Below are 20,122 nucleotides of genomic sequence, written 5' to 3' on the forward strand. Positions count from 1 at the left end.
GGCAATAAAGATGCACCTTTTAAAAAAGCACCGGGCTTAAGCCTCCGTGCTTTGCATTTACCGATATGATATGCGGCATGGGCGGAATGGTTCCCGCTATGCCGAAGGCATCGGAGTAGGCGTAGGCTTTGCATACCCGGTTTTGTACGTTTGCTCGATGAACTTGCGGATTTCAAGATCGGACTTTCCATCCTGTTTCATGCGAATCGACTGCACGGCAATTTCCAGGCATACGTCGCAGCGTGTACCGTGATCGTCCCATACGATGGAGCCGTCCGCATTCTTCTTCTGTATAAAGCAGTTCAGATTGCTTTGATGGCCGGCGCTCTCGCCGCAGCCGCAAAAGCAAGGAATCCACTGCAAAAGGTCGGTTGCTTGTCCCGCCGCCTGGTAGACTACCCGAATCGGCTCCGGTTTATTCTTCAGAAATTCCGGCAGCACGCCGGCGGAAGCCGTTTGTTCCCGCAAATCGCCGTTCGGCGCTTTATGTTGATGCTGCTGCGCTTGTTCCTTCGGGCTGCACGCGCTAACGAGCGTCGCTGCCAGAATCACGAGCAATGCCGCTTTTTTCATACGATTTCTCACCTCAGTCAACAATATACCACGCACTGTCATCTATGGCAAAACGAGCCTCATCCACGCGGCGCCGACCTCTGCAAACGCACCAAAAAAGCGCGCCCTCGTTGGACGCGCCTTCAGCCGTAGCCTTCCTCTTCCTTAAAATAATGCTTCAGTTTATCCAACGCTCGCTTCTGTATGCGAGAGACGCTCATCTGCGACACGTTCAGCTGCTGTGCGATAACGCGCTGCGACTGTCCCTCGACATAAGCGAGCTGCAGCACCTTCTGCTCCTCCGGCTTCAGGTGCACGAGCGCTCCCCGGAGCGCGAGCCGGTTCTCCACCTGAGCGTAGGCATCGCTCGTACTTCCGATCACATCGCCGATGGTTGAGCCGTTATCTTCCGCAGACAGCGGCGTATCGAGCGATACATAATGGTAATAATCGCGGCCGGCCAAGATTTCAATCGTTTCCTCGACGGAAAGCTCCATCTCGGCGGCAATTTCATCGACGTTGGGAGAGCGTTCGAACTTTACCGTCAACGTGTCGATGACCTGCTGGATTTGGTTTCCTTTTTCCTTAATGCGCCGCGGTACCTGGACGTACCACGATTTATCCCGCAAATAATTTTTCATATGGCCGATGACGCTTTTCATCATGTAGGCTTCAAATTGCACGCCGATCGACAAATCGAATTGCGACAGCAGCTTCAGTACCGACATTTGCCCCACCTGGTATAAATCCTCAAATAGATCGGGGCGATTGCGGGACATTTTGCCGGCGGCCATCTTCACCATCGGCTCATACTTCTGCAGCAGCACGGTGGCAATCTCGTTGCAGCCGGTTTGCTGATATTGTACGATAAGCTCCTCAGCGCTTACGTTTGCGAATCGCTCCGAATTGATTTTCATACCATTTCCTCGCTTTTGTACACCCGCTTGGTCATGACCACTTCGGTACCGGCACCGGTGTGTACTTCTACGTCATCCATGAGCGCCTGCATCAAGTAAATGCCGAGCCCGCCCACGCGAACTTCATCCAAGCTTTTGCCCAGCAGCGGCTCCGCCTGCTGCGCTTTTTCCACAAAATCGAAGCTTGGGCCGAAATCCTTCACGGAAATGCGGAGGCCATCCTCGATCCGTTCGAACCGCACCTCCAGCTCTCCGGGACTGCCCGGATCGTAGGCGTGCACAACCGCGTTGTTGCAAGCTTCCGCAACCGCCACCTTCATATCCTCGATCTCCTCGTAGGAAAAGCCGAGCTTCGAACAAATACCGTACAGCGTCAGCCGAACGAGATCGATGAATTCCGCCTCGGCCGGCACAGTGAGACTAACGACTTGAGATTCACGTTTCATGTTCTTCGCTTCTATCCTTTCTTTATGCATTAATGGGCCGTGCTGTTCGAAGCAAACGACGTATCGGAAGGCTGCAAGAACGGAGTAATGCCCGTCAAATCAAACAGCCGCTTAATTTTCAAAGGGATTTCCTCTACGGCAAAGTGCGCGTTCAGCAAATCTCTTGCTTTTAATACCGATACAATCACACCGATGCCTGTGCTGTCAATATACTCCAATCTCTTCAAATTCAAGATGAGCTGTCGGCCCGTATCCGCAATGAGCGGATCCAGCGTCCGGCGCAATTCCCCCACCTTCGATAAATCGAGCTCCCCCGTAATCCATACCATATTCCGACCTTCCTTGCGCATCATGTCAATCTGAAAAGACTCCCGCCTTGTCATCGTGATTCCTCCTCCGAATACGGCCTGTCTCGTTACTATCGCGTGGCTGCATCCGTTATCGTTTTGTTCTCATTACCCGTTGATCCGCGGATTGAAACAACCGCCTCCGATACGAGTTACGTTTTTGCCGTCTTCGGTGCGGTGCCGGCTGGGGCTTGCGACTGATGATGGCCATTCGCGGGCTTGTCCTTTTTCGGCCGCAGCGTATGCCAAAGATCGAGCAGGACGGGGACGCTTTGCAGCAGGGCAGCGGCTTTGCTCCCCGGCCGTCCGGAGCCGTTCTCCGCCTTCCGGCGAATCGTGCCTGCCGCAGCGGCGGAAACCTGCTTCATCGAAGACGTCACTTCCTGCACGGCATCGCCGATATGCTTGACCGAATATACGACCGGATCGAAGGCGTACAGTTTGTTGCGCACGTCTACCGCCACCTCATTCGTATGACGCAGCAGCGTGGTCGCTTCCGTACCGACCGTATGGAGCTGCTGCTGCATCTCTTTGATCGTCACGCCGGTCTGGGCAAGCATGTTGGACACGGTGCGCAGCGTCCGAATCAAGCAGATGACTAGAACGATAAACCCTATGGCGGCCACAGCCGCACTGATCTGAATAAGCATGGCTAACATCCTTTCTTGATCGTATTGGAAGTATTGGAATGTCCGCTTTTTTACCCTCTCGGGACAGAACTGAAACTTGCCTTCGAGGCGATGTCTGCTGCCGTTGTTTCATCCCCGGGTGCGATGGTTAAAAGAATGACAAGCAGGCACCGCACAGGCGCTTGCTTTACGCGGAAGCCGGATACGCACATTCCGTTCCGGCTGTCCGCTCCAGGCATGATAAAACTGAACACGATATACGGGAGGGATTTAGAATGGCGAAACCAATGGAGAAAGCTTCGATCAAAAAGGCTGATCTGCAGCAGTTGCTGAACGGACAAGTTGCGAACTGGGCGATGCTGTACATAAAAATCCACCAATACCACTGGTATGTGAAAGGTCCGCATTTTTACACGCTGCACCAAAAGTTTGAGGAGCTGTACAAAGAAGTGGATCAATATATGGATAAGATCGCGGAACGCATCCTTGCGCTCGGCGGGTCGCCGGTGTCCACGACGAAAGAGATTCTGGCTTCGGCAACGATCAAGGAAGATAAGCCGGGGCTGGACGCGGAACAAATGGTGGCGAAGCTTACCGCCGATTACGAGCTGCTGATCGACGAAATGGGCCTCGCCATGCAGGTTGCGGAGGAGCATGGGGACGACGGCACGGCCGATATGCTGCTCGGCATGCGCACCAGCCTCGAAACGCATGTGTGGATGCTGAAGTCTTACTTGGGCAAATAATCCGGCGACCTAGCATGCAAACAGCGTCGCAAGTACATCAGGTGAAAGCGAAAAGCCGCACCCCCGTGAGCTTACGGAGTTGCGGCTTTTTCTTTGACGTAATTCAGCTTGTGCAGCGATCTCGGAACGATCGTTTGCTTCAGCCGGGCATGCAGCGGTTTCTCTATCCAGCGGTATACGAAGAGACAGAACAGCAATGCGAAGACGTAACATACGGTGACCGTTGCCGGTATGCCGACAAAGTCCGCCAGATGCGCGGCTCTTGCCAACTTGAGCATAATGGATAGCGCAGGCAAGCTGGCGAGCAAAATCGAATAAGAGGCGTCGCCGCAAGCGGCAAGCGGCTTTAAGAACCGCGAGTAAGCCGCCTTCCATTGAACGACCCCGGTCAAGATGAGAGCGGAGCCTGCTGTGTAAAGTAAGTCGACGTAAGGAAAATTCGGAAATTTCAATCGCAGCAGCCAAAGCACCGGATACAACGCCGCGCCCGACGCGAGCCATAATACGCTGCTTCCTCTTATTTTATTGCGCTGAGCCGCATAAGCGACAAGGACGCCAGAGAAAAACTCCAGATGAATTTCACTGAACAAAAATTGAAGCAGCAGCGTATCCTTCACTTGAATGAATCCGAGCGCATGCAGCACAATCATTGACAGCCATGAGGAAAACACGGCGATCGCCAGTTTCTCCCGCAATACGAACAACAGTGAGAATATGAGATAAAAACAAATGACGTAGCTCAATGACCAGGCTACCCCCAAGATCGGAGCGTGCGCCTGAGGCCATAAAAGCATCGACCGGATGATGACGGAAGGCTCCCGTTCGTACCCGAGCCCGAAAGCCGGATACATGAAGTAGATCGGGACGACGGCCGCCATAATAAGCCAGTACAGCGGATAAATCCGCAAAAATCGTTTGAGCAAAAAAGGCGCCGCCTCCGCCTGATTTCCAAACCGGTCCCGGTACAAGGTATACATCAAATACCCGGTCAAGGCAAAAAAGAAAGTGTATGCGCCGGACTTCCCCAGCGAGCTGACGCCGAGAAAATCGTATTGAAAGTACTTCTGTCCCATTTGCGATGCATGAAAAAGCATGACGAGCATGACGGCGATCCCTCGCGCCGCCTGAATCGGCATCATTTGCAGCTTCGGTTTCATTTCTCCAGGCCATCCTTCTCTATGTTTGTGCCTAGTATCGCACAGCAAGATGAAGAAAATATGACCCTAAGCTGAAAGGAGCCTTAAAGTTTGCTTAAAGCAAGCCTACAGCACGACCGGATTGCCTCCGAACGCCGGCGCCGCGGGTGGTGCGGCAGCGGCCGGCGGCGGCTGCAATTGCTGCGAGGCCAATGCCGGTGTACCGGACGAGCCTCCGGCCTGTGCAGGAGCGCCTTGTTCCATTTTGCTGATGCCCTGGAACACGCCTCCCTCGTCGATAATAAGCGATGCCGCGTTCGCATTACCGAACAGTTGGCCCTTGGAAGTGATCGTCAGCTTTCCTGTGGCCGTCACATTGCCGTGCACGATGCCGGCAATAACAACGTCGCGCGCGGCAATATGCGAGTTGACCTTCGCCTGTTCCCCGACAGTCACGTCGCCTTCACAGCGCACGTCGCCGGTCAGCTGTCCTTCGATCCGAACGCCTGCGGCTGAATTGATCTTTCCTTCGAACACCGTTCCTTCCCCGATTAACGTATCGGTCGCATTCGGATTGATCATGTGTTTCTTCTTAAACATTAACGTCATCCCCTTTCATTCATTGAACTATTTCAAATAGGGCCGCGGATCGACGCTTTGACCCTGTTTTAACACCTCGTAATGCAGGTGCGCTCCCGTGCTTCTCCCGGTGGAACCGACAAGGCCGATATAATCGCTCTTCTTCACCTTGTCGCCTTGCGACACCAATATTTTGTTTAAATGCATGTACCATGTCTTGATCCCGTTCGAATGGTCGATGAGAATGTTGTTGCCCCGGCTGTTATCGTATCCGGTGGAGGCGACGACGCCGTCCGCCGTTACCTTCACTTTCGTATTCTCGCGCTCGGCAATATCGAGCCCGGAATGAAAGCTCAGCCGGAAGGTGAACGGATCTTTGCGGTAACCGAATGGCGATGTGATCGTTCGGGAATCGATCGGCCAAATATCGGGCGTAATCCGCTGCAGCTGCTGCTTTTGCAGTACTTCTTCGCGCGTCTGGGCCAAATGAACCTGCAGTTCGCTCATTTGCTCCGTCAGCCCCCCGAATTGCTCCAGCGTTTCCTCCGACAGCTTGACGATATCTTCGGGCTTCACCGGAATCATTTCCCCGCCGAGGCCTAGTCCCTTCGAAGCATACTGGTTCTCACCGGTGGTAGCCGAGGCGACCCCTTGCGGCAGTTCGCCGCCGGTGATCGAGCGCAAGTCTTCTTCAAGCTTCTTGACCTCCTCAATCTTCGTCTGGACCTCTTTCGCCTGCTCGGATAAGCGGATGACTTCGGTTTGCAGCTGTTCGATCGTCTTATTTTTGACCGCCATCTCCTGCGTGAACTGCGACGTTTTCCCGTTCAAATCGGTCTGCAGCATTTCATTCGCTGACAGACTTTCGATTCGAAGCCCGTACACGTACAGCGACCAAAGCAGCACCCCGAACAGCAGAACTGCCGCAGCATATAGGACGAGAGGGGTAAACCGCAATTGAACGACCGGGCGGTGCGCATTGTCAGGAATGATGACAAATGTGAGTTTGTTTTTTCCCCAATTGAGTTTCATAACAGCTCCTCTGTCTTTGGGCATAACTGCCAATATGTCTTCTTTCCTTGCACATATTCTCCATTTTCCCGAAATTCCCTTTCGTTTTTTGTCGAACTAACGAAAAATAGGAAAATAGTAGCAGAGGATTCTACCGGTAAAAATCGAAATTAGTAGGTATATCGAGGCATTTTTTTGACATTGGAGAGGAGCAAAATGATGAGGCTTGCTGGCATAGATTTGGGCAATGACAGCATCAAAATCGCGTATGACGGCTCGAATGAGCCGATAACGGTACCGAATATCGTAACGCCGGGCTATGATCGACATATTTTTCAAGAAGAGGACGCTCCGCAGAAAGCGCTGGATGTTACGGTATACAGTCCCTCGCTGACATTAAATAACCGCCGCTGGTTCGTCGGCCAACTGGCGACGGAGCTGGAGGACAACAGCGAGCTGGAGGAAACGGATAATAAGGCGCTGTCCGATCAATCGCTGATCGTCGCTCTGACGGCGCTGGCGTACTCCGGAATCACCGGCCCGTCCTACAGCCCCCCCACCTATTCGCAGACCGATGAGGTCGAGCTGGTCATCGGAACGGGGCTGCCGGTACGCACGTATGCCAAATACCGCGAGTCGTTCGAGCAGCGGCTGGTCGGCGAGCACGAAGTCGTCTTCCATTCGACGCCGCAGCTGCGCGGCCGCAAAGTGAAGCTCCGCATACGCAAAGCGGTCGTCTCCATCGAGGGAGCCGCGGCGATTTTCAATCTCGCCACACACGATAATTTACAGGTGCGCGACGAGGAAATTTACGGCGGGGTGATCGGGGTCTGCGAGATCGGCGCCCTTACGACGGACCTGCCGGTCATTCGGCGCATGGCCATCGACAACCATTTCAGTTACGGCGAACAGATGGGGCTGGCCAATTATTTGGACCCGATCATGCGCGAGGTCGAGGATCAGTTCGGGTATACGTTTCCGAGCCGCGCCAAGCTGGCGCAGCGGATCAAGCAGCGGGATTACGTCATTCAGCGCATCGGCGAGGGGCAAGCCACGATGAAGCCGATCGTGGATACTTATTTCTCCCGAGCGGCCGTCCGCATTGTCGACCTGATCAAGAAGCGTTGGAAAAAATGCCCTGACATCCAGTGCTTCTACGTCATCGGCGGCGGAGCGGCGGCGCTGAAGCCTTATTTGCTCGAAGCGGCCGGTCCGATCAAGCTGCGCTTCGTGCCGGACAGCGAGCTGCAGAACGTGCTCGGGTATGTGAAAGTGGCCCGAAGCCGAATGAACCAAGGCGCTTTCGCGGAAATCACGACCTAAAACGAATGACCCCGTCCGGAACGCATCCCGGCGGGGTCATTCTATGATCACTATGCAATCCGGCCGCAATTTCCGGTGTGATACAGGAATTGACGTAATGCATCCTCGCCCGGCGATCGACACGAACGGCCATCCTGCCGCGCTCATTACCGGATACCCCCTTTCATCCAATCTTTAACCGCCGTTGCCGCTTAACCGGACTTGCTGTCCTACAAACGGCTTCTTTTTCAATTCCAATGTCCGGAATCCGTCCTGCAGCTTTTGATGAATTTCCTGAATTCGCTTCACGTCTTCAAACGAATATTTCCGAACCCCACCTTTCGTCCGCTCGGGAAAAATGAGCTTGCGCTCCTCGTAATAACGAATTTGCCGCTCGGATAATCCGGTCAACTCCCGTACAACCCCGATGTTCATCACTTTCTCTTCCATACCATTCACCTCATATGTAATGTATTTTACAGTTAAAGACGAACGATCCGATGAAAAGAGATGCTTTTGATTCGTATCCACCCCCTCATCTTAGCAAGAGACGCATAAAAATAGCAATTATTTTCGTTCGACAAAATTTTCGTGTAAGGAATTCTTACACATTTGAAGTCAAACGATAAAATCTCTGCTACGATTTACGTTATGAGGCGACCACACTTGGTGTAAAGGAGCAGAGGCGAATGGACAAAAAGGAACCGGTAATGGAAATGACCCGAAGACAGTTTCTGACGAAGGTTGGGAAAATCGGCGGAACCGCAGCCGTATTCAGCATGATGGGCACGCTCGGATTGCTCTCGCCCGAAACGCTGAAGGCGGCCGAATTCAACCCTCCGAATCAGGGAGACTTAACCTCCGCGCACCGGAAAGGGAAAAAAGTGATTATTCTCGGCGCCGGCATCGCCGGGATGACAGCGGCCTACGAGCTTGGATTAGCCGGCTACGATTGCACCATTCTCGAAGCAAGATCCCGTTCGGGCGGACGCATCTGGACCGTTAGACGAGGCACGTCGGAGACGGAGATCGGCGGCGTCAAGCAGGTCGCAAGGTTCGACGAAGGAGAATCGATGTACGTGAACGCCGGCCCGATGCGGATACCGCAGTTCCACTCCACGATGGACTATTGCCGCAAATTCGGCGTGGCCGTCGAACCGTTCAATAACGTCAACGAGCACGGCTATTATTACAATGAAAACGTCGGTTCGCTGTCCGGTAAAAAAGTGAGAAAACGCGAGGCGAAAGCGGATGTTCGCGGCTATGTAGCCGAAATGCTCGCCAAGGCGGTCAACCAAAACACGCTCGATTTGCCGCTAACGCCGGACGAGAAGCTGAAGTTGGTCGACTACTTGAAGCGGGAAGGCGATCTGAATGCCGATCTGTTCTATAAAGGCTCCGAACGCGGCGGGTATATCGAGGAGCCGGGCGGCAAGCTGGATGCCGGGGTAAGGCGCGACCCGTTCGATATGAAGTCCATCATCACATCGGGCTTCGGCAACTTTTTCGCGAGCGAATACTCGTACGACCAGCAAATGATGATGTTCCACCCCATCGGCGGCATCGACGCCATTCCCCAGGCATTCGAGAAACGCGTCGGACACGCGATCGAATTCAACTCGGAAGTGAAGGAGATCCGGCAAAACGAAAGCGGCGTACGCATCGTGTATACGAACACGAAGACCGGAACGACTACAGAAATCGCCGGTGAGTACTGCATATGCACCATCCCACTTTCTGTGCTGAAAACGATCCCCGCCGACTTTTCCACGGAAATGGTGGATGCGATCGGGAAGGTCACGTATGCTTCCGCAGGTAAAATCGGCCTTCAATTCAAGCGCCGGTTCTGGGAAGAAGACGAGCACATCTACGGCGGCAGCTCGCTGACGAATATGGACATCGCGCAAATGTATTATCCACCGACAGGCTATTTCGGGAAAAAGGGCGTACTCCTCGGCTATTACGTCACCGGCGCCAATGCCGACAAAATCGGCAAAATGTCGACTGCCGAGCGTGAAAATTATGCGCTCAGCCAAGGCTCGAAAATTCATCCGCAATTTTATCAAGAGTTTGAGGCTTCCTTTTCGATCCATTGGAAAAACATCAAGTACAATGTCGGCGCATGGGGCTCCTACTCGGCGGAAGAACGAAAAACGATCTATCCGACGCTCTGCAAGCCGGACGGACGCATTTATCTGTGCGGCGAGCATATCAGCTACATTCCCGCCTGGATGGCCGGGGGCATCGATTCGGCGCGCAAAGTCGTAACGGAAATCCACGAACGCGTCATGAAAGAATAGCGAAGGAGCGAACACATGAACAAGTTCAAGTCTTTGAAAACGATACTGGCCGCCGGCGCACTTTCCTCTTTTTTGGCGGTTAGCGTCTATGCGGACGACGCCGACAAGCCGAACAAGTATCCGGCCGAGCCGATCCATGAAGCGGAATTTTACGGCAATCCGTCTTCGGCGATTTCCGGCGGCGTCTCCGTTCCCCGCGGGGCCTCCTACTTATATACGAGCGGTACAACGCCACCACTGCTCAATAAGGAAGGCAAGACGGTATATGAGCGTTATGGGGATACGAAGACCCAGGCGGTCGGCGTTCTCAAAAATATCGAGAACCAGCTCAAGGAAAAAGGGTTGACGATGAACGATGTCATCTATTTGCGGGCGTACTTGACCGCGGACGCGGCCAAAGACAACAAGTTCGATTACGCCGGATGGAATGAAGCGTACGGCCAGTTTTTCAACACGGAAGCGAATCCGGTAAAGACGGCGCGATCCACGGTCGGCGTCGCCAGTCTCGTCAATGCCGATTGGCTCATCGAAATCGAAGCGGTTGCCATTTATCCGAAGAAATCTAGCGCACAATAACGAACTGGCACAGAAAGGATGGAATGACCTATGCTGCAAAATATCGGACTGCCCGGCCTCCTGATCATTGTCGTTGTCGTGTTGATTTTATTCGGGCCATCCAAGCTGCCGGAGTTCGGCAGAGCGGTCGGACGAACGCTGCACGAATTCAAATCGTCGGCCAGAGAGCTCGTATCCGAGAGCAAGAACGAAGACGAGGACGTAAAAGGCAGCGGCACGGTTGCCGCAGACCGCAAACACGCCTGAATCCCCCCTCCCAATCATGGCGAAACCGTCAGGCTCCTCCCTGACGGTTTCGTTGCGTTTCCCTTGATTAAGCCTCGTTCCCCATAGGAACTGTCAGCCCGCCTGCGCCTCACGGTATTTAATCAATACGATTTCTTCCTCGCCATTGTCTGCCGGAACGACATTCACCTCGTCTACTAGCGCCTGCATCAGAAACAATCCGAGCTGCGAAGCGTCCGCCCCGCCCAAGCCGCCGTCCTCGATCGGCGCCGCATCTTCGATCGCCCGGCTGAACTTTAACGCGCCTTGCTCCGCGCCAACCCGTACCCGGAGCGCCTTGTCATTCATCGCGTACGCGATGAGAAGCCTGACTTCCGCGCCGTCTTCCAGCTGCATCAGCGCGTGATTGCAAGCTTCTGTTACGGCCACCTTCAAATCCTCGATCGATTCGTACGAAAATCCCATCCGTACGGCCACCCCGTATAATGAAAGCCGAATCGTATCCAGATACTCGGCGTCGGCCGGGACGGATAACCGCACTTCCTTGTCGCTCTCCGTGCTCATCCCCCTCCTCCTTCCACGGTCAAGAATTGGGATAAGCCGGTCATATCGAACAACCTGCGAATTTTGGGAGGGACCTCCTGTGCGGTTATCAGCCCGTTCGAATCTTGCCTCTGCTTCAGCAGCGTTACGATAATACCGATTCCGGTGCTGTCGATGTAGGTCAGCTCCCTCATGTTCAGCTTGAGCGGCACGTCCTTCTGCGCAGCGATCGTCTCAACCGCCGACTGGAACAACTCCGCCGTCCCCAAATCGAGCTCGCCTGTCATGAACACGATATGCGCCTCCGGCGTGGAAAGCACCTTCACATGAAACTTCTGCGCGTCCAGTTTCACGATTCATCTCCCCTTTCCATGGAATAAATTACGGTTCGGATCTAATCGTCTCGCTTGTGAGAGGCGGGGACATCAGTTCAAATGTATGATTGTTGTTAACGTCTACAGGTTCGATTTGTTCGCTCTTCGTGACCCACCCTCTCGCGATCAACGATGCTTTCCCCGAATTGACGATAATTCTCCCCAAGTACGCGCGATCGCTGCACTTTATATGATTGCCGAAATTGATGTGATAAAGACCGGTCGCGTATCCTGCAAGCGAGAACGGCTTGCCAGGTACGATCGTGGAGTTGATCTCGCGATACGACGAGCCTTCCACATTAAATTTGCTGCCATCCAGCTTATAGAAGAACAGCGTAATATCGGCTGGGTTAGCCGACGTATTCGACAATTGAAACGAGAAATCAAGCGAATCCTCCGGGCTGCAATAATTGTTGACTGGAAGCTGAAAAGCCATCGACTCCGGCAGTGCGCGCAGTTCGCCGGTTGCGACGGTCGGTTCCACCGCTCGGGCCGGAAGCATCAGCATGAAACTTAACGCAATGGTCGGAATAGCGATTCTTTTGATCTTGTTGTTCATCGTGCAAAATCTCCTTTATTCTTTACTGTCATTATAACGTATATGGCGGCTTGTGGCGGATATGATCTCCGTCAGTCGCGTCCCCACTGCAGCTGCTTTTCGCGGAACTCCTTCGGCGAGCAGTGATTGAACTTGCGGAAAATTTTATAAAAATGTCCCATGTTCGTCATGCCGATCTTCTCCCCAATCTCCTCGATGCTCAAATCCTGCGTCAGTAAAATACGCTCCGCCATTTTGACCTTATTGTAATTCACGTAGTCGACGAATGACATCCCCATGACTTTCTTAAAGTATTTAACAAAATGATGATAGCTGATATTGGTCATTCGGCTCGCTTCTTTGACGACGATTTTGCCGCTGATGTTTTTATTGATGTAATCGAGCACCGGCTTCAGACGGATCATATCCGCGTGGTCTTTAAACGGCAGCACTTGACGCGTATCGTTGCGGATCAGCGTGAGCAAAATTTTGCGGATCAGCATGCTGACGGCCATCTCGTAGCCGGGCGACTTCCGCTTTTCCTCTTCGAAAATGTCTTGTATGCTCCGGGCGATTTCCGCCTTGGCGGCGCTGTTCTCCTTGAATATGTAATTGAGCTGGCTGAGCGGCGCATTCACTCTTTCGAACAATTTCATGTACGTCAGCGTCGACGGGTCCAGATATTGATGGCAGTCGAATTGGAAAACGATGTATTCCACCACCCGGGACATATCCCGATGCAGCTGGTTCGGACCGATCAGAACGATATCACCGTCTCCGAGCGGATACATATCCTTATCGACGTATACGTCCAATCGCCCTTTCAAAATATACAGCAGTTCGATTTGCTTGTGATAGTGCCATATATTCCAAAACCCGTCAACCTTTTTGTGAATGAATATTTTTAGCGGGATGAGCGGATTGACATATGAAATTTTTTCGTGGTATGGATTGTCTTCGTCATAAATGACCAATATGCCAAGTCTCCTTTGCCGCCTGCACAAAATCGCGTAGGAAGTAAACCAAATCGCGCATAAACTTTTCTACTGTTTCTATTATAAGATAAAACTGAAACCGCTTAAAACCCATAAATCATAAAGATCTTATGAAGCGGAATCGCATGATGGTATATAAATAAGGAGGGTTACTCTATGTTGCGCAGTCCAAAAAAATCGATAGCTTTGATCGTCATGCTAGCCGTTATGCTCGCAGCCTGCGGCAAGCAAAATGCGGCAACGAACCAAACGCAGGACGCTCCGAATGCGGCGGCACCGAAAGCCTTGAGCACGGAACCGGCCACGATCGTCCTCTATAACCAGCAGCTGTACAGCAAGGAAGAGATGGAACGGATCTTTATCGAGCCGGTGAAAAAGAAGTTTCCGCATATTACGCTCGATATCATTTATCCCGGGAAAGGCACGCAGCTCGCCGACCTGATCGCGGCCGGGACGATTCCAGACATGTTTTTCTTCAAGCCGTATATCGAAGAGTTGATCGAAGCCGACATTCCGCTCACCCTGGATGATCTGATCAAGCAATCGCAATATGACTTGAACAAAATCGATAAAGTCTATTTGGATGCAATCCGTTCGTATTCGCCGGAAGGCAAGCTGCTTGGCGTCCCGGTTACTTCGCAGTTTTACGCTTTATGGTACAACAAGGACATTTTCGATAAGTTCGGCGTACCTTACCCGAAAGACGGCATGACGTGGGAAGACACGATCGAGCTGGCCAAGCAGGTAACCCGCAATGTCGACGGCGTGCAATATCGGGGAATCGACCCGAACAGCTATTTTAATTTCTCGTCGGCGCTGTCCTTGCCGCTCATCGATCCGAAGACGGAAAAGCCGATCATTTCGGACAAATGGAAGTACGTATTCGAAACGATGATGAAGGTGTATAACATCCCCGGCAATAAGCCGGCCAAATTGGTCGACAACCAATTGAACTCCGTGTTCACGAAAGATATGACGCTGGCGATGATTCCTTCATTTAACATTTTATCGTCGTTCAAGGATGCGACAGCCAAAGGCTTGAACTGGGATGTTGTTCAAGCGCCCAGCCATAAGGATGCGCCGAACAAATATTACCAGGTCGATTCCCACATTCTCGTCGTATCGAAGACGAGCAAATATAAGGAACAGGCGATGCAGGTCATTATGGCGGCAACCGCGGAAGATACCCAAATCGCGCTGTCGAGAGCAGGCCGTATGGCGGCAATCAACAGTCCGGAAGTGAAGAAGCAGTTTGCCGCCGACCTGCCGTATACGCAGGGCAAAAACATGCAGGGCATATTCAAAAGCCAGCCGTCGGCATTCACGCTGCAGCATAAGTATAACGGTCTTGTCCGAGCCCCGATCAAAAACGCATTCCAGGACGTGTTCGATGGAAAGACGGATATCAATACGGCGCTTCGTACGGCGGAGGAAAAAGCGAATGCCGCCGTGCAGCAGGCAAAGGAAACCGGCAAATAACAAGCGCTTGTGGATAGAAAGGTGGAAATGGCTTTGAACAGACGTGCGATTCGTTCCCTCGGATGTACGCTTACGGTACTTTTGCTATCGCTCGGGGTCGGCTGTGCGTCTTCCTCTTCCCTTCCCGCTAAAACAAACGCCGATCAGGCGAACGGCAAACCGCAACGAATCGGCCGGGCCGCCTTTACGGACAAAAACAGCGGCGTGTGGGTTGTTGCGCACATGTCGGATTGGCGCAATCATTCCGCCAATTCGTTAAGCGGCATCCAAGGCGCCATTGATATGGGCGTACATATTGTCGAGGTCGACGTGCAGCTGACGAAAGATCACGTGCCGATTCTGATGCACGACGAAACCGTGGACAAAACGACGAACGGAACCGGGAAAGTGGCCGATATGACGCTAGCCGAAATTAAATCGCTGTATTTGAAGCAGCGGCAAGGCGGCGACAACGAGCCTATGACGAGCGAGCGGGTGCCTACGCTGAAGGAAGCAATGGAGCTGGCCAAAGGCAAAGTGATGGTCAACCTCGATAAAGGCTGGGTTTACCGCGACGCGATGTGGGACGTTCTCGTGCAAACCGGCACGTCCGATCACGGTATTTTCAAAAGCGCAGCCAACAATCTGGAAGTGGAGAGCTGGCTGAAGTCCAAGTCGCCGAGACCGCTCTATGTTCAGGTGATGCTCGACAGCCACCTGGATAAGCTGGACGCGCTGCTCCAAGGCGCCAAGCCGGACGCGTTCGAGCTCGTGTTCGGTTCAAAGGACGCGAAGGTGATTGCGGATGAGACGTTAACGAAAATCCGCAAATCCGGCGCGAAGCTATGGGTCAATACGATGATGCCGTCGCAGATCGCGGGCATGAAAGACGTCGAGACCACGTGGGATTGGAGCATCGGCAAAGGGGTTCAGCTCATCCAGACGGACGCCCCTTCCAGGCTGCTCCGTTATTTGAAGAAGGAGTAGCTGCCTCGAACGGCGCGGTTTTCTTCGAAAAGATTCATGCAAATTTGAAAGCCTCCAGTTCCGTTCTTAGAAGCGGTTTTGGAGGCTTTTCATTGTGGGTCAAAACAGCGACATCTGATTGGATTCCGGCAAGTCGCGAAAGCAGCCCATGGACGACAAAATATCGATGACCGCCTTGGATACTTTCGACCGCTGCTGGAAATCTTCAACGGACAGAATGCTCCCTTCGCTCACGGCGGCAGCGATTTGCCTCGCTGCGTTCAGCCCGATGCCGGGAACAGCCGAAAACGGTGGAACGATCGCGTGACCGTCGATAAGAAATCGGTGCGCATCGGAGCGGTAAAGCTGAAGCGGCTTGAATGCAAATCCGCGTGCCGTCATTTCCAGCGCAAGCTCCAGCAGGGAAAGCATGCTTTTTTCTTTCGGCGCAGCCTGCATGCCTTTCGCTTCGATCTCGTCGTACTTTTTCAAAATCGCCTCGTACCCTCTGCAGCACAGGTCGCTATCGAAGCCGTCGCCTCCATCGACCGTAAACGATACGGCGTAAAATTCAATCGGATAATACAATTTGTAATAAGCGGTCCGAACCGCCGATGTGCAGTAGGCCGCCGCATGCGCCCTCGGAAACATGTACTCGATTTTCTCGCACGAATCAATGTACCAATTCGGCACGCCATGCCGCCTCATCGCTTCGATCCATGCCCCGGTCAGTCCTTTGCCCTTTCGCACGCTTTCCGTAATTTGAAACGCGAGCGCAGCGTCCATTCCGCGGTAAATCAAGTACAACATGATGTTATCGCGGCACCCGATGACCGTCTTGATCGTACATATGCCTTGCCGGATGAGCTCCTGTGCATTGCCGAGCCATACGCCGGTTCCGTGCGACAGGCCGGATATTTGCAGCAGGTCCGAGAACGCGGACGGCTTCGTTTCGCTTAACATTTGCCTCGTGAACCTCGAGCCGAAATCGGGAAGCCCGTACGTCCCGACCTCCGTACGAATTTGCTCCGGCGTCACCCCCATCGCCTCGGTGGAATGAAACAGGCTGAGCACCTTCGGATCGTTCATCGGAATGCGCAGCGGATCGACGCCCGTAAGCTCATGCAGCAGCTTCATCATCGTCGGATCGGTATGGCCGAGAATATCGAGCTTGAGCAAGTTTTCGTCGAAGGCATGGTAGTCAAAATGGGTCGTTTTCCACTCGGAGCCCGTATCGTCCGCCGGGTATTGCACGGGTGTAATATCTTCGATCTCGATGTAATCCGGCACGACCACAATGCCGCCGGGATGCTGCCCCGTGCTGCGTTTGACACCGGTGCATCCTTCGGCCAGACGGGCAACCTCGGCGCTGCGCCATGCCGATCCTTTCTGCTCTTCGTACTTTTTCACAAAGCCGAACGCGGTTTTGGCGGCAACGGTCCCGATCGTTCCGGCGCGAAACACGTTTTTCTCGCTGAACAGCACTTTCGTGTAGTCGTGAGCTATCGGCTGGTACTCGCCGGAAAAATTCAGATCGATGTCCGGCACCTTCTCCCCCGTAAATCCCATGAACGTCTCGCAAGGAATGTCCTGCCCTTCGCCGTGCATCAGCTCGCCGCAGCTCGGGCAGCGCTTATCCGGCAAGTCGAAGCCGGAGGCGACCGACCCGTCCGTGAAAAATTCGCTATGCCTGCAAGCAGCGCACAAGTAGTGTGCAGGCAGCGGATTCACTTCCGAAATGCCCAGCATATGGGCGACAAACAAGGAGCCGACCGAGCCTCGCGAGCCGACAAGGTAGCCGTCCTCATTCGATTTGCGCACGAGCCGTTCGGAAATGAGGATGTTCGCGGAAAATCCGTTCTCAATGATTGGCTTTAATTCCCGATCCAGCCGTTCCGAAATAAGGCACGGCAGCGGATCTCCATACAGCTGCTTTGCCCGCATGAAGCATTTTTGCTGAATTTCTTGCTCGGCGCCTTCCAGGACCGGGGAAAACAGCTTTTTCGGAAACAGCTGGATCTCTTCAAAAGCATCGGCAAGCCGGCTCGTATTGGCGATGACCACCTCATGCGCCTTCGCTTCGCCCAGGAATGCGAATTCCTGCAGCATTTCTTCCGTTGTACGGAAATGGACGTCCGGCAGACAGATCTCCTTCAAAGGGCTGAACCCGGTAATGCCTTGAATCGTAATCTCCCGGCAAATGCGGTCCCGGGGATGCAAATAATGGACGTTGCCGGTAGCGATGACCGGCTTGTTCTGCTTCTCCCCGATGTCGCATATGCAGCGAACGGCCCGCTCCAGCGCGTCCCGACCGCCGACCAGCTCCTTCTCCGCCAAATGCATGTACACGTTCATCGGCTGAATCTCCAGCACATCGTAAAACTGTGCCGTTCGCTCCGCTTCATCCGGTGATTTGTTCAGCACCGCCTCGAACAACTCGCCCTTCTCGCAGCCGGATGTGACCAAGAGACCCTCGCGCAGCTCGGCCAGCTTGCTTTTGGGAATGCAGGGCACTTTGTTGAAATATTCCGTATGGGAAAGCGAAATAAGCTTGTACAAATTCTTTTTTCCGACGGCATTCGTTGCGTAAATGCAGCAGTGAAACGGCCGCGAGTGGTGCCATTGCCGGCAGACGTCATGATGGAGTTGATTCAGGTTCACGATGTGACGTTCCGCAGCGTCCTTTATCATATGAAAAAGCACATAACCTAGCGCCTCCGCATCGTCTACGGCACGGTGATGGTTATCGAGGGCCACCTTGAATTTGGCGGCGATCGTGTTCAGCCGATGATTTTTCAAAGTCGGGTATAACAGCCGGGACAGCTCCAGCGTATCCAGCACCGGATGTTCAAGCTCCTCCACGCCGCATGCTCTCAGATTCGCCTGCAGAAACCCTACGTCGAATCTGGCGTTATGGGCGACGAGTACAGAATTTCGTGCGAAATCGACGAAGCAGGGGAGCACGTCGGCGATATCCGGCTGTCCTTGCACCATTTCATCCGTAATGTTCGTCAGTTGGCTGATCGCATACGGAATGCTCTCTTGCGGATCGACGAACGCTGCGAACTTGTCGACAACTTTGCCGCTACGCATTTTTACGCCGGCAATTTCAATGATTTTATTCGACGTTACGGATAAGCCCGTCGTTTCAATATCGAACACAACGTAGGTCGCTTCCGCCAATGCGGCATCGACCGGGTTCATCACGATCGGTACGGCATCGTTAACAACGTTGGCCTCGACGCCGTAAATCATCTTGATTCCGTGCTTTTTGGACGCCTTGTTCGCTTCGGGAAACGACTGCACGTTGCCGTGATCGGTGACCGCAATCGCTTTGTGTCCCCACATCGCCGCCGTTTCGATATACGCTTCGATCGGCGTTATGCCGTCCATTACGCTCATCGCCGTATGCAAGTGAAATTCCACCCGCTTTTCTGCGGCCTCATCGGCCCGTTCGGGGGGCGGAGCGAGCTCGCATACGTCATGCGGCACCAGCATCAGCTCCGGCGGCTGGGAGAACCGGTCGTATTCGACTTTGCCCCGCAGCAATACCCATGCTCCGTCGGCCAAAAGGCTGTAAGCTTGTTTGTCTTCCTTCGATTTGGCGAATATCTTCACCATGATGGAATCCGTATAATCCGTTACGTTGAAAAGGAACAGCGTCGAGCCCGTCTTCAGCTCTTTTGCCTGCAAGCCGAAGATTTGGCCTTGCACCGTGATTCTCGGTTCTTCTTCCTTGATCTCCTGCAGCGGAACGGGCCGTTCGGCGATGGGACTTCCGGCAAGCAGCTTCGTCTTTGGGGCCGATAGGGAACCGGATGCATTCGGCTCGTCTTCTCGCAGCGGCTGCGCAGCATGGAGCGTCATCATGTCCCGCGTCAGGGTCGCCGCTTCTTCCCGTATTTGCATGCCAAACCGGTCGAATTGCCGCACCCCCGCTTCATTCAAGCTAAGTCGTACCGTGAAGTCAAGGGAAAAGGAATCGCGGTAAAATTGCCGCACGCGCTGATCCAGCTGTTTCTTCTTTGCCACTTCCAAGCTGATCCGGTCCAAAAAAAGCAGCGTAACGCCACGTCCCGCAGCTTTTAGCTCGACCGTTTTGATCCATCCATTGGCGGATATGCGGTCATGGACAATGGCATCCTTCACCAGCTCCCAATATTCATGAACGATCGCTTCCATTTCCACTTCGGCATAGCGGACAACAAGGCGGATGTCGGCTACCGACCGGAATGCCGCTTGAATTTTCTCGCAAAAGGTACGGTATACGGCAATCGGGAGCAGCTTCATCATACACAGATGAATCACCCACTCGCGACTTATCCGGTTCACTTCGACTTGATCGATAAACCCGCCCGCAAAAAAGGTCTCCGCCATGTCGGCGGAAATAGCTGCCCGTCCCATCAGCAGCTCGAAACGGTGTCTCTTGTCCGATAATGGATTCACGGCCGTTCCTCCTCTACAATTCCACCCCTTTTTCTG

General features: G+C 53.4%; 21 protein-coding genes. 7 read left to right on the forward strand and 14 right to left on the reverse strand.

Going from position 1 to position 20,122, the window contains the following annotated elements; all coding sequences use genetic code 11:
* Positions 1-96: 96 nt before the first annotated feature.
* From ACFQI7_RS25930 to ACFQI7_RS25950, 5 genes are all read right to left on the reverse strand, one after another.
* On the reverse strand, positions 97-573 hold the full coding sequence (locus tag ACFQI7_RS25930) for a PCYCGC domain-containing protein (protein WP_218099857.1): 477 nt from the start codon (positions 571-573) through the stop codon (positions 97-99).
* A gap of 122 nt (positions 574-695) precedes the next feature.
* On the reverse strand, positions 696-1,469 hold the full coding sequence (locus ACFQI7_RS25935) for a sigma-70 family RNA polymerase sigma factor (protein WP_218099858.1): 774 nt from the start codon (positions 1,467-1,469) through the stop codon (positions 696-698).
* Entirely contained in the window at positions 1,466-1,915 is a 450-nt protein-coding gene (gene rsbW / locus ACFQI7_RS25940) for an anti-sigma B factor RsbW (RefSeq protein ID WP_218099859.1), read from the reverse strand. The genes ACFQI7_RS25935 and rsbW overlap by 4 nt, the downstream gene beginning before the upstream one ends.
* Before the next feature lie 29 nt (positions 1,916-1,944).
* Positions 1,945-2,298, reverse strand: a complete 354-nt coding sequence (locus ACFQI7_RS25945) for an STAS domain-containing protein (RefSeq protein WP_218099860.1) — start codon at positions 2,296-2,298, stop codon at positions 1,945-1,947.
* Positions 2,299-2,414: 116 nt separating this feature from the next.
* A complete protein-coding gene (locus tag ACFQI7_RS25950; RefSeq protein WP_218099861.1) occupies positions 2,415-2,912 on the reverse strand; it encodes a DUF948 domain-containing protein in 498 nt (165 codons plus the stop codon).
* A gap of 254 nt (positions 2,913-3,166) precedes the next feature.
* Here ACFQI7_RS25950 and ACFQI7_RS25955 point away from each other — a divergent pair, with 254 nt between their 5' ends.
* A complete protein-coding gene (locus ACFQI7_RS25955) occupies positions 3,167-3,637 on the forward strand; it encodes a Dps family protein (RefSeq protein ID WP_230415067.1) in 471 nt (156 codons plus the stop codon).
* Positions 3,638-3,708: 71 nt separating this feature from the next.
* Here ACFQI7_RS25955 and ACFQI7_RS25960 read toward each other — a convergent pair whose 3' ends face one another.
* From ACFQI7_RS25960 to ACFQI7_RS25970, 3 genes are all read right to left on the reverse strand, one after another.
* Positions 3,709-4,794, reverse strand: coding sequence for an acyltransferase family protein (locus ACFQI7_RS25960; RefSeq protein WP_218099862.1), 1,086 nt, complete (start codon positions 4,792-4,794; stop codon positions 3,709-3,711).
* A 105-nt stretch (positions 4,795-4,899) separates the two neighbouring features.
* Positions 4,900-5,373, reverse strand: a complete 474-nt coding sequence (locus ACFQI7_RS25965) for a bactofilin family protein (protein WP_230415069.1) — start codon at positions 5,371-5,373, stop codon at positions 4,900-4,902.
* Between the two features lie 27 nt (positions 5,374-5,400).
* The gene (locus tag ACFQI7_RS25970; RefSeq protein ID WP_218099864.1) at positions 5,401-6,384 is read right to left on the reverse strand and encodes a M23 family metallopeptidase; all 984 of its coding nucleotides are present in this window, start codon (positions 6,382-6,384) and stop codon (positions 5,401-5,403) included.
* Positions 6,385-6,579: 195 nt separating this feature from the next.
* Between ACFQI7_RS25970 and ACFQI7_RS25975 the strand changes: the two genes are divergently transcribed.
* Positions 6,580-7,686, forward strand: a complete 1,107-nt coding sequence (locus tag ACFQI7_RS25975) for a ParM/StbA family protein (RefSeq protein ID WP_218099865.1) — start codon at positions 6,580-6,582, stop codon at positions 7,684-7,686.
* Positions 7,687-7,860: 174 nt separating this feature from the next.
* Here the strand turns inward: ACFQI7_RS25975 and ACFQI7_RS25980 are convergent, their stop codons facing one another.
* Positions 7,861-8,115 (reverse strand): MerR family transcriptional regulator, encoded by a 255-nt coding sequence (locus ACFQI7_RS25980; RefSeq protein ID WP_218099866.1) that lies wholly within the window; start codon positions 8,113-8,115, stop codon positions 7,861-7,863.
* Between the two features lie 239 nt (positions 8,116-8,354).
* Between ACFQI7_RS25980 and ACFQI7_RS25985 the strand changes: the two genes are divergently transcribed.
* The 3 genes from ACFQI7_RS25985 to tatA are packed head-to-tail and all read left to right on the forward strand — an operon-like array spanning position 8,355 to position 10,787.
* Positions 8,355-9,965, forward strand: a complete 1,611-nt coding sequence (locus tag ACFQI7_RS25985) for a flavin monoamine oxidase family protein (RefSeq protein WP_218099867.1) — start codon at positions 8,355-8,357, stop codon at positions 9,963-9,965.
* Positions 9,966-9,980: 15 nt separating this feature from the next.
* Entirely contained in the window at positions 9,981-10,541 is a 561-nt protein-coding gene (locus ACFQI7_RS25990; RefSeq protein WP_218099868.1) for a RidA family protein, read from the forward strand.
* Positions 10,542-10,571: 30 nt separating this feature from the next.
* Complete coding sequence (tatA, locus tag ACFQI7_RS25995) at positions 10,572-10,787, forward strand: twin-arginine translocase TatA/TatE family subunit (protein WP_218099869.1); 216 nt, start codon at positions 10,572-10,574, stop codon at positions 10,785-10,787.
* 93 nt (positions 10,788-10,880) lie between these two features.
* Here the strand turns inward: tatA and ACFQI7_RS26000 are convergent, their stop codons facing one another.
* The 4 genes from ACFQI7_RS26000 to ACFQI7_RS26015 all read right to left on the reverse strand — a co-directional run bounded on the left by ACFQI7_RS26000 (position 10,881) and on the right by ACFQI7_RS26015 (position 13,195).
* Positions 10,881-11,330 carry an ATP-binding protein gene (locus ACFQI7_RS26000; RefSeq protein WP_218099870.1) on the reverse strand — a complete coding sequence of 150 codons (450 nt, stop codon included), beginning with the start codon at positions 11,328-11,330 and terminating at the stop codon, positions 10,881-10,883.
* Positions 11,327-11,662 carry an STAS domain-containing protein gene (locus tag ACFQI7_RS26005; RefSeq protein ID WP_218099871.1) on the reverse strand — a complete coding sequence of 112 codons (336 nt, stop codon included), beginning with the start codon at positions 11,660-11,662 and terminating at the stop codon, positions 11,327-11,329. The genes ACFQI7_RS26000 and ACFQI7_RS26005 overlap by 4 nt, the downstream gene beginning before the upstream one ends.
* Positions 11,663-11,690: 28 nt before the next feature.
* Positions 11,691-12,242, reverse strand: a complete 552-nt coding sequence (locus ACFQI7_RS26010) for a hypothetical protein (protein WP_218099872.1) — start codon at positions 12,240-12,242, stop codon at positions 11,691-11,693.
* A gap of 71 nt (positions 12,243-12,313) precedes the next feature.
* The gene (locus ACFQI7_RS26015; protein WP_230415072.1) at positions 12,314-13,195 is read right to left on the reverse strand and encodes a helix-turn-helix domain-containing protein; all 882 of its coding nucleotides are present in this window, start codon (positions 13,193-13,195) and stop codon (positions 12,314-12,316) included.
* A 177-nt stretch (positions 13,196-13,372) separates the two neighbouring features.
* On the opposite strand from ACFQI7_RS26015, the gene ACFQI7_RS26020 reads away from it, so the two are divergent.
* Entirely contained in the window at positions 13,373-14,695 is a 1,323-nt protein-coding gene (locus ACFQI7_RS26020; RefSeq protein ID WP_218099873.1) for an ABC transporter substrate-binding protein, read from the forward strand.
* A gap of 33 nt (positions 14,696-14,728) precedes the next feature.
* Positions 14,729-15,661 carry a glycerophosphodiester phosphodiesterase family protein gene (locus tag ACFQI7_RS26025; RefSeq protein WP_218099874.1) on the forward strand — a complete coding sequence of 311 codons (933 nt, stop codon included), beginning with the start codon at positions 14,729-14,731 and terminating at the stop codon, positions 15,659-15,661.
* Between the two features lie 99 nt (positions 15,662-15,760).
* Here ACFQI7_RS26025 and ACFQI7_RS26030 read toward each other — a convergent pair whose 3' ends face one another.
* A complete protein-coding gene (locus ACFQI7_RS26030; RefSeq protein WP_218099875.1) occupies positions 15,761-20,086 on the reverse strand; it encodes a PolC-type DNA polymerase III in 4,326 nt (1,441 codons plus the stop codon).
* Positions 20,087-20,122: the final 36 nt, after the last annotated feature.

Origin of the sequence: Paenibacillus allorhizosphaerae, assembly GCF_042659105.1 — a bacterium.
Classification (GTDB): domain Bacteria; phylum Bacillota; class Bacilli; order Paenibacillales; family NBRC-103111; genus Paenibacillus_G; species Paenibacillus_G allorhizosphaerae.

What these genes read in the sequence shown, in the direction of transcription:
- ACFQI7_RS25990 (WP_218099868.1), top strand. Translation starts at nt 9,981, where the DNA reads ATGAACAAGTTCAAGTCTTTGAAAACGATACTGGCCGCCGGCGCACTT.
- tatA (WP_218099869.1), top strand. Translation starts at nt 10,572, where the DNA reads ATGCTGCAAAATATCGGACTGCCCGGCCTCCTGATCATTGTCGTTGTC.
- ACFQI7_RS25955 (WP_230415067.1), top strand. Translation starts at nt 3,167, where the DNA reads ATGGCGAAACCAATGGAGAAAGCTTCGATCAAAAAGGCTGATCTGCAG.
- ACFQI7_RS25930 (WP_218099857.1), bottom strand. Translation starts at nt 573, where the DNA reads ATGAAAAAAGCGGCATTGCTCGTGATTCTGGCAGCGACGCTCGTTAGC.
- rsbW (WP_218099859.1), bottom strand. Translation starts at nt 1,915, where the DNA reads ATGAAACGTGAATCTCAAGTCGTTAGTCTCACTGTGCCGGCCGAGGCG.
- ACFQI7_RS25960 (WP_218099862.1), bottom strand. Translation starts at nt 4,794, where the DNA reads ATGAAACCGAAGCTGCAAATGATGCCGATTCAGGCGGCGCGAGGGATC.
- ACFQI7_RS25965 (WP_230415069.1), bottom strand. Translation starts at nt 5,373, where the DNA reads ATGTTTAAGAAGAAACACATGATCAATCCGAATGCGACCGATACGTTA.
- ACFQI7_RS25945 (WP_218099860.1), bottom strand. Translation starts at nt 2,298, where the DNA reads ATGACAAGGCGGGAGTCTTTTCAGATTGACATGATGCGCAAGGAAGGT.
- ACFQI7_RS25985 (WP_218099867.1), top strand. Translation starts at nt 8,355, where the DNA reads ATGGACAAAAAGGAACCGGTAATGGAAATGACCCGAAGACAGTTTCTG.
- ACFQI7_RS25970 (WP_218099864.1), bottom strand. Translation starts at nt 6,384, where the DNA reads ATGAAACTCAATTGGGGAAAAAACAAACTCACATTTGTCATCATTCCT.
- ACFQI7_RS25980 (WP_218099866.1), bottom strand. Translation starts at nt 8,115, where the DNA reads ATGGAAGAGAAAGTGATGAACATCGGGGTTGTACGGGAGTTGACCGGA.
- ACFQI7_RS25950 (WP_218099861.1), bottom strand. Translation starts at nt 2,912, where the DNA reads ATGCTTATTCAGATCAGTGCGGCTGTGGCCGCCATAGGGTTTATCGTT.
- ACFQI7_RS26000 (WP_218099870.1), bottom strand. Translation starts at nt 11,330, where the DNA reads ATGAGCACGGAGAGCGACAAGGAAGTGCGGTTATCCGTCCCGGCCGAC.
- ACFQI7_RS26010 (WP_218099872.1), bottom strand. Translation starts at nt 12,242, where the DNA reads ATGAACAACAAGATCAAAAGAATCGCTATTCCGACCATTGCGTTAAGT.
- ACFQI7_RS25975 (WP_218099865.1), top strand. Translation starts at nt 6,580, where the DNA reads ATGATGAGGCTTGCTGGCATAGATTTGGGCAATGACAGCATCAAAATC.
- ACFQI7_RS26020 (WP_218099873.1), top strand. Translation starts at nt 13,373, where the DNA reads ATGTTGCGCAGTCCAAAAAAATCGATAGCTTTGATCGTCATGCTAGCC.
- ACFQI7_RS25935 (WP_218099858.1), bottom strand. Translation starts at nt 1,469, where the DNA reads ATGAAAATCAATTCGGAGCGATTCGCAAACGTAAGCGCTGAGGAGCTT.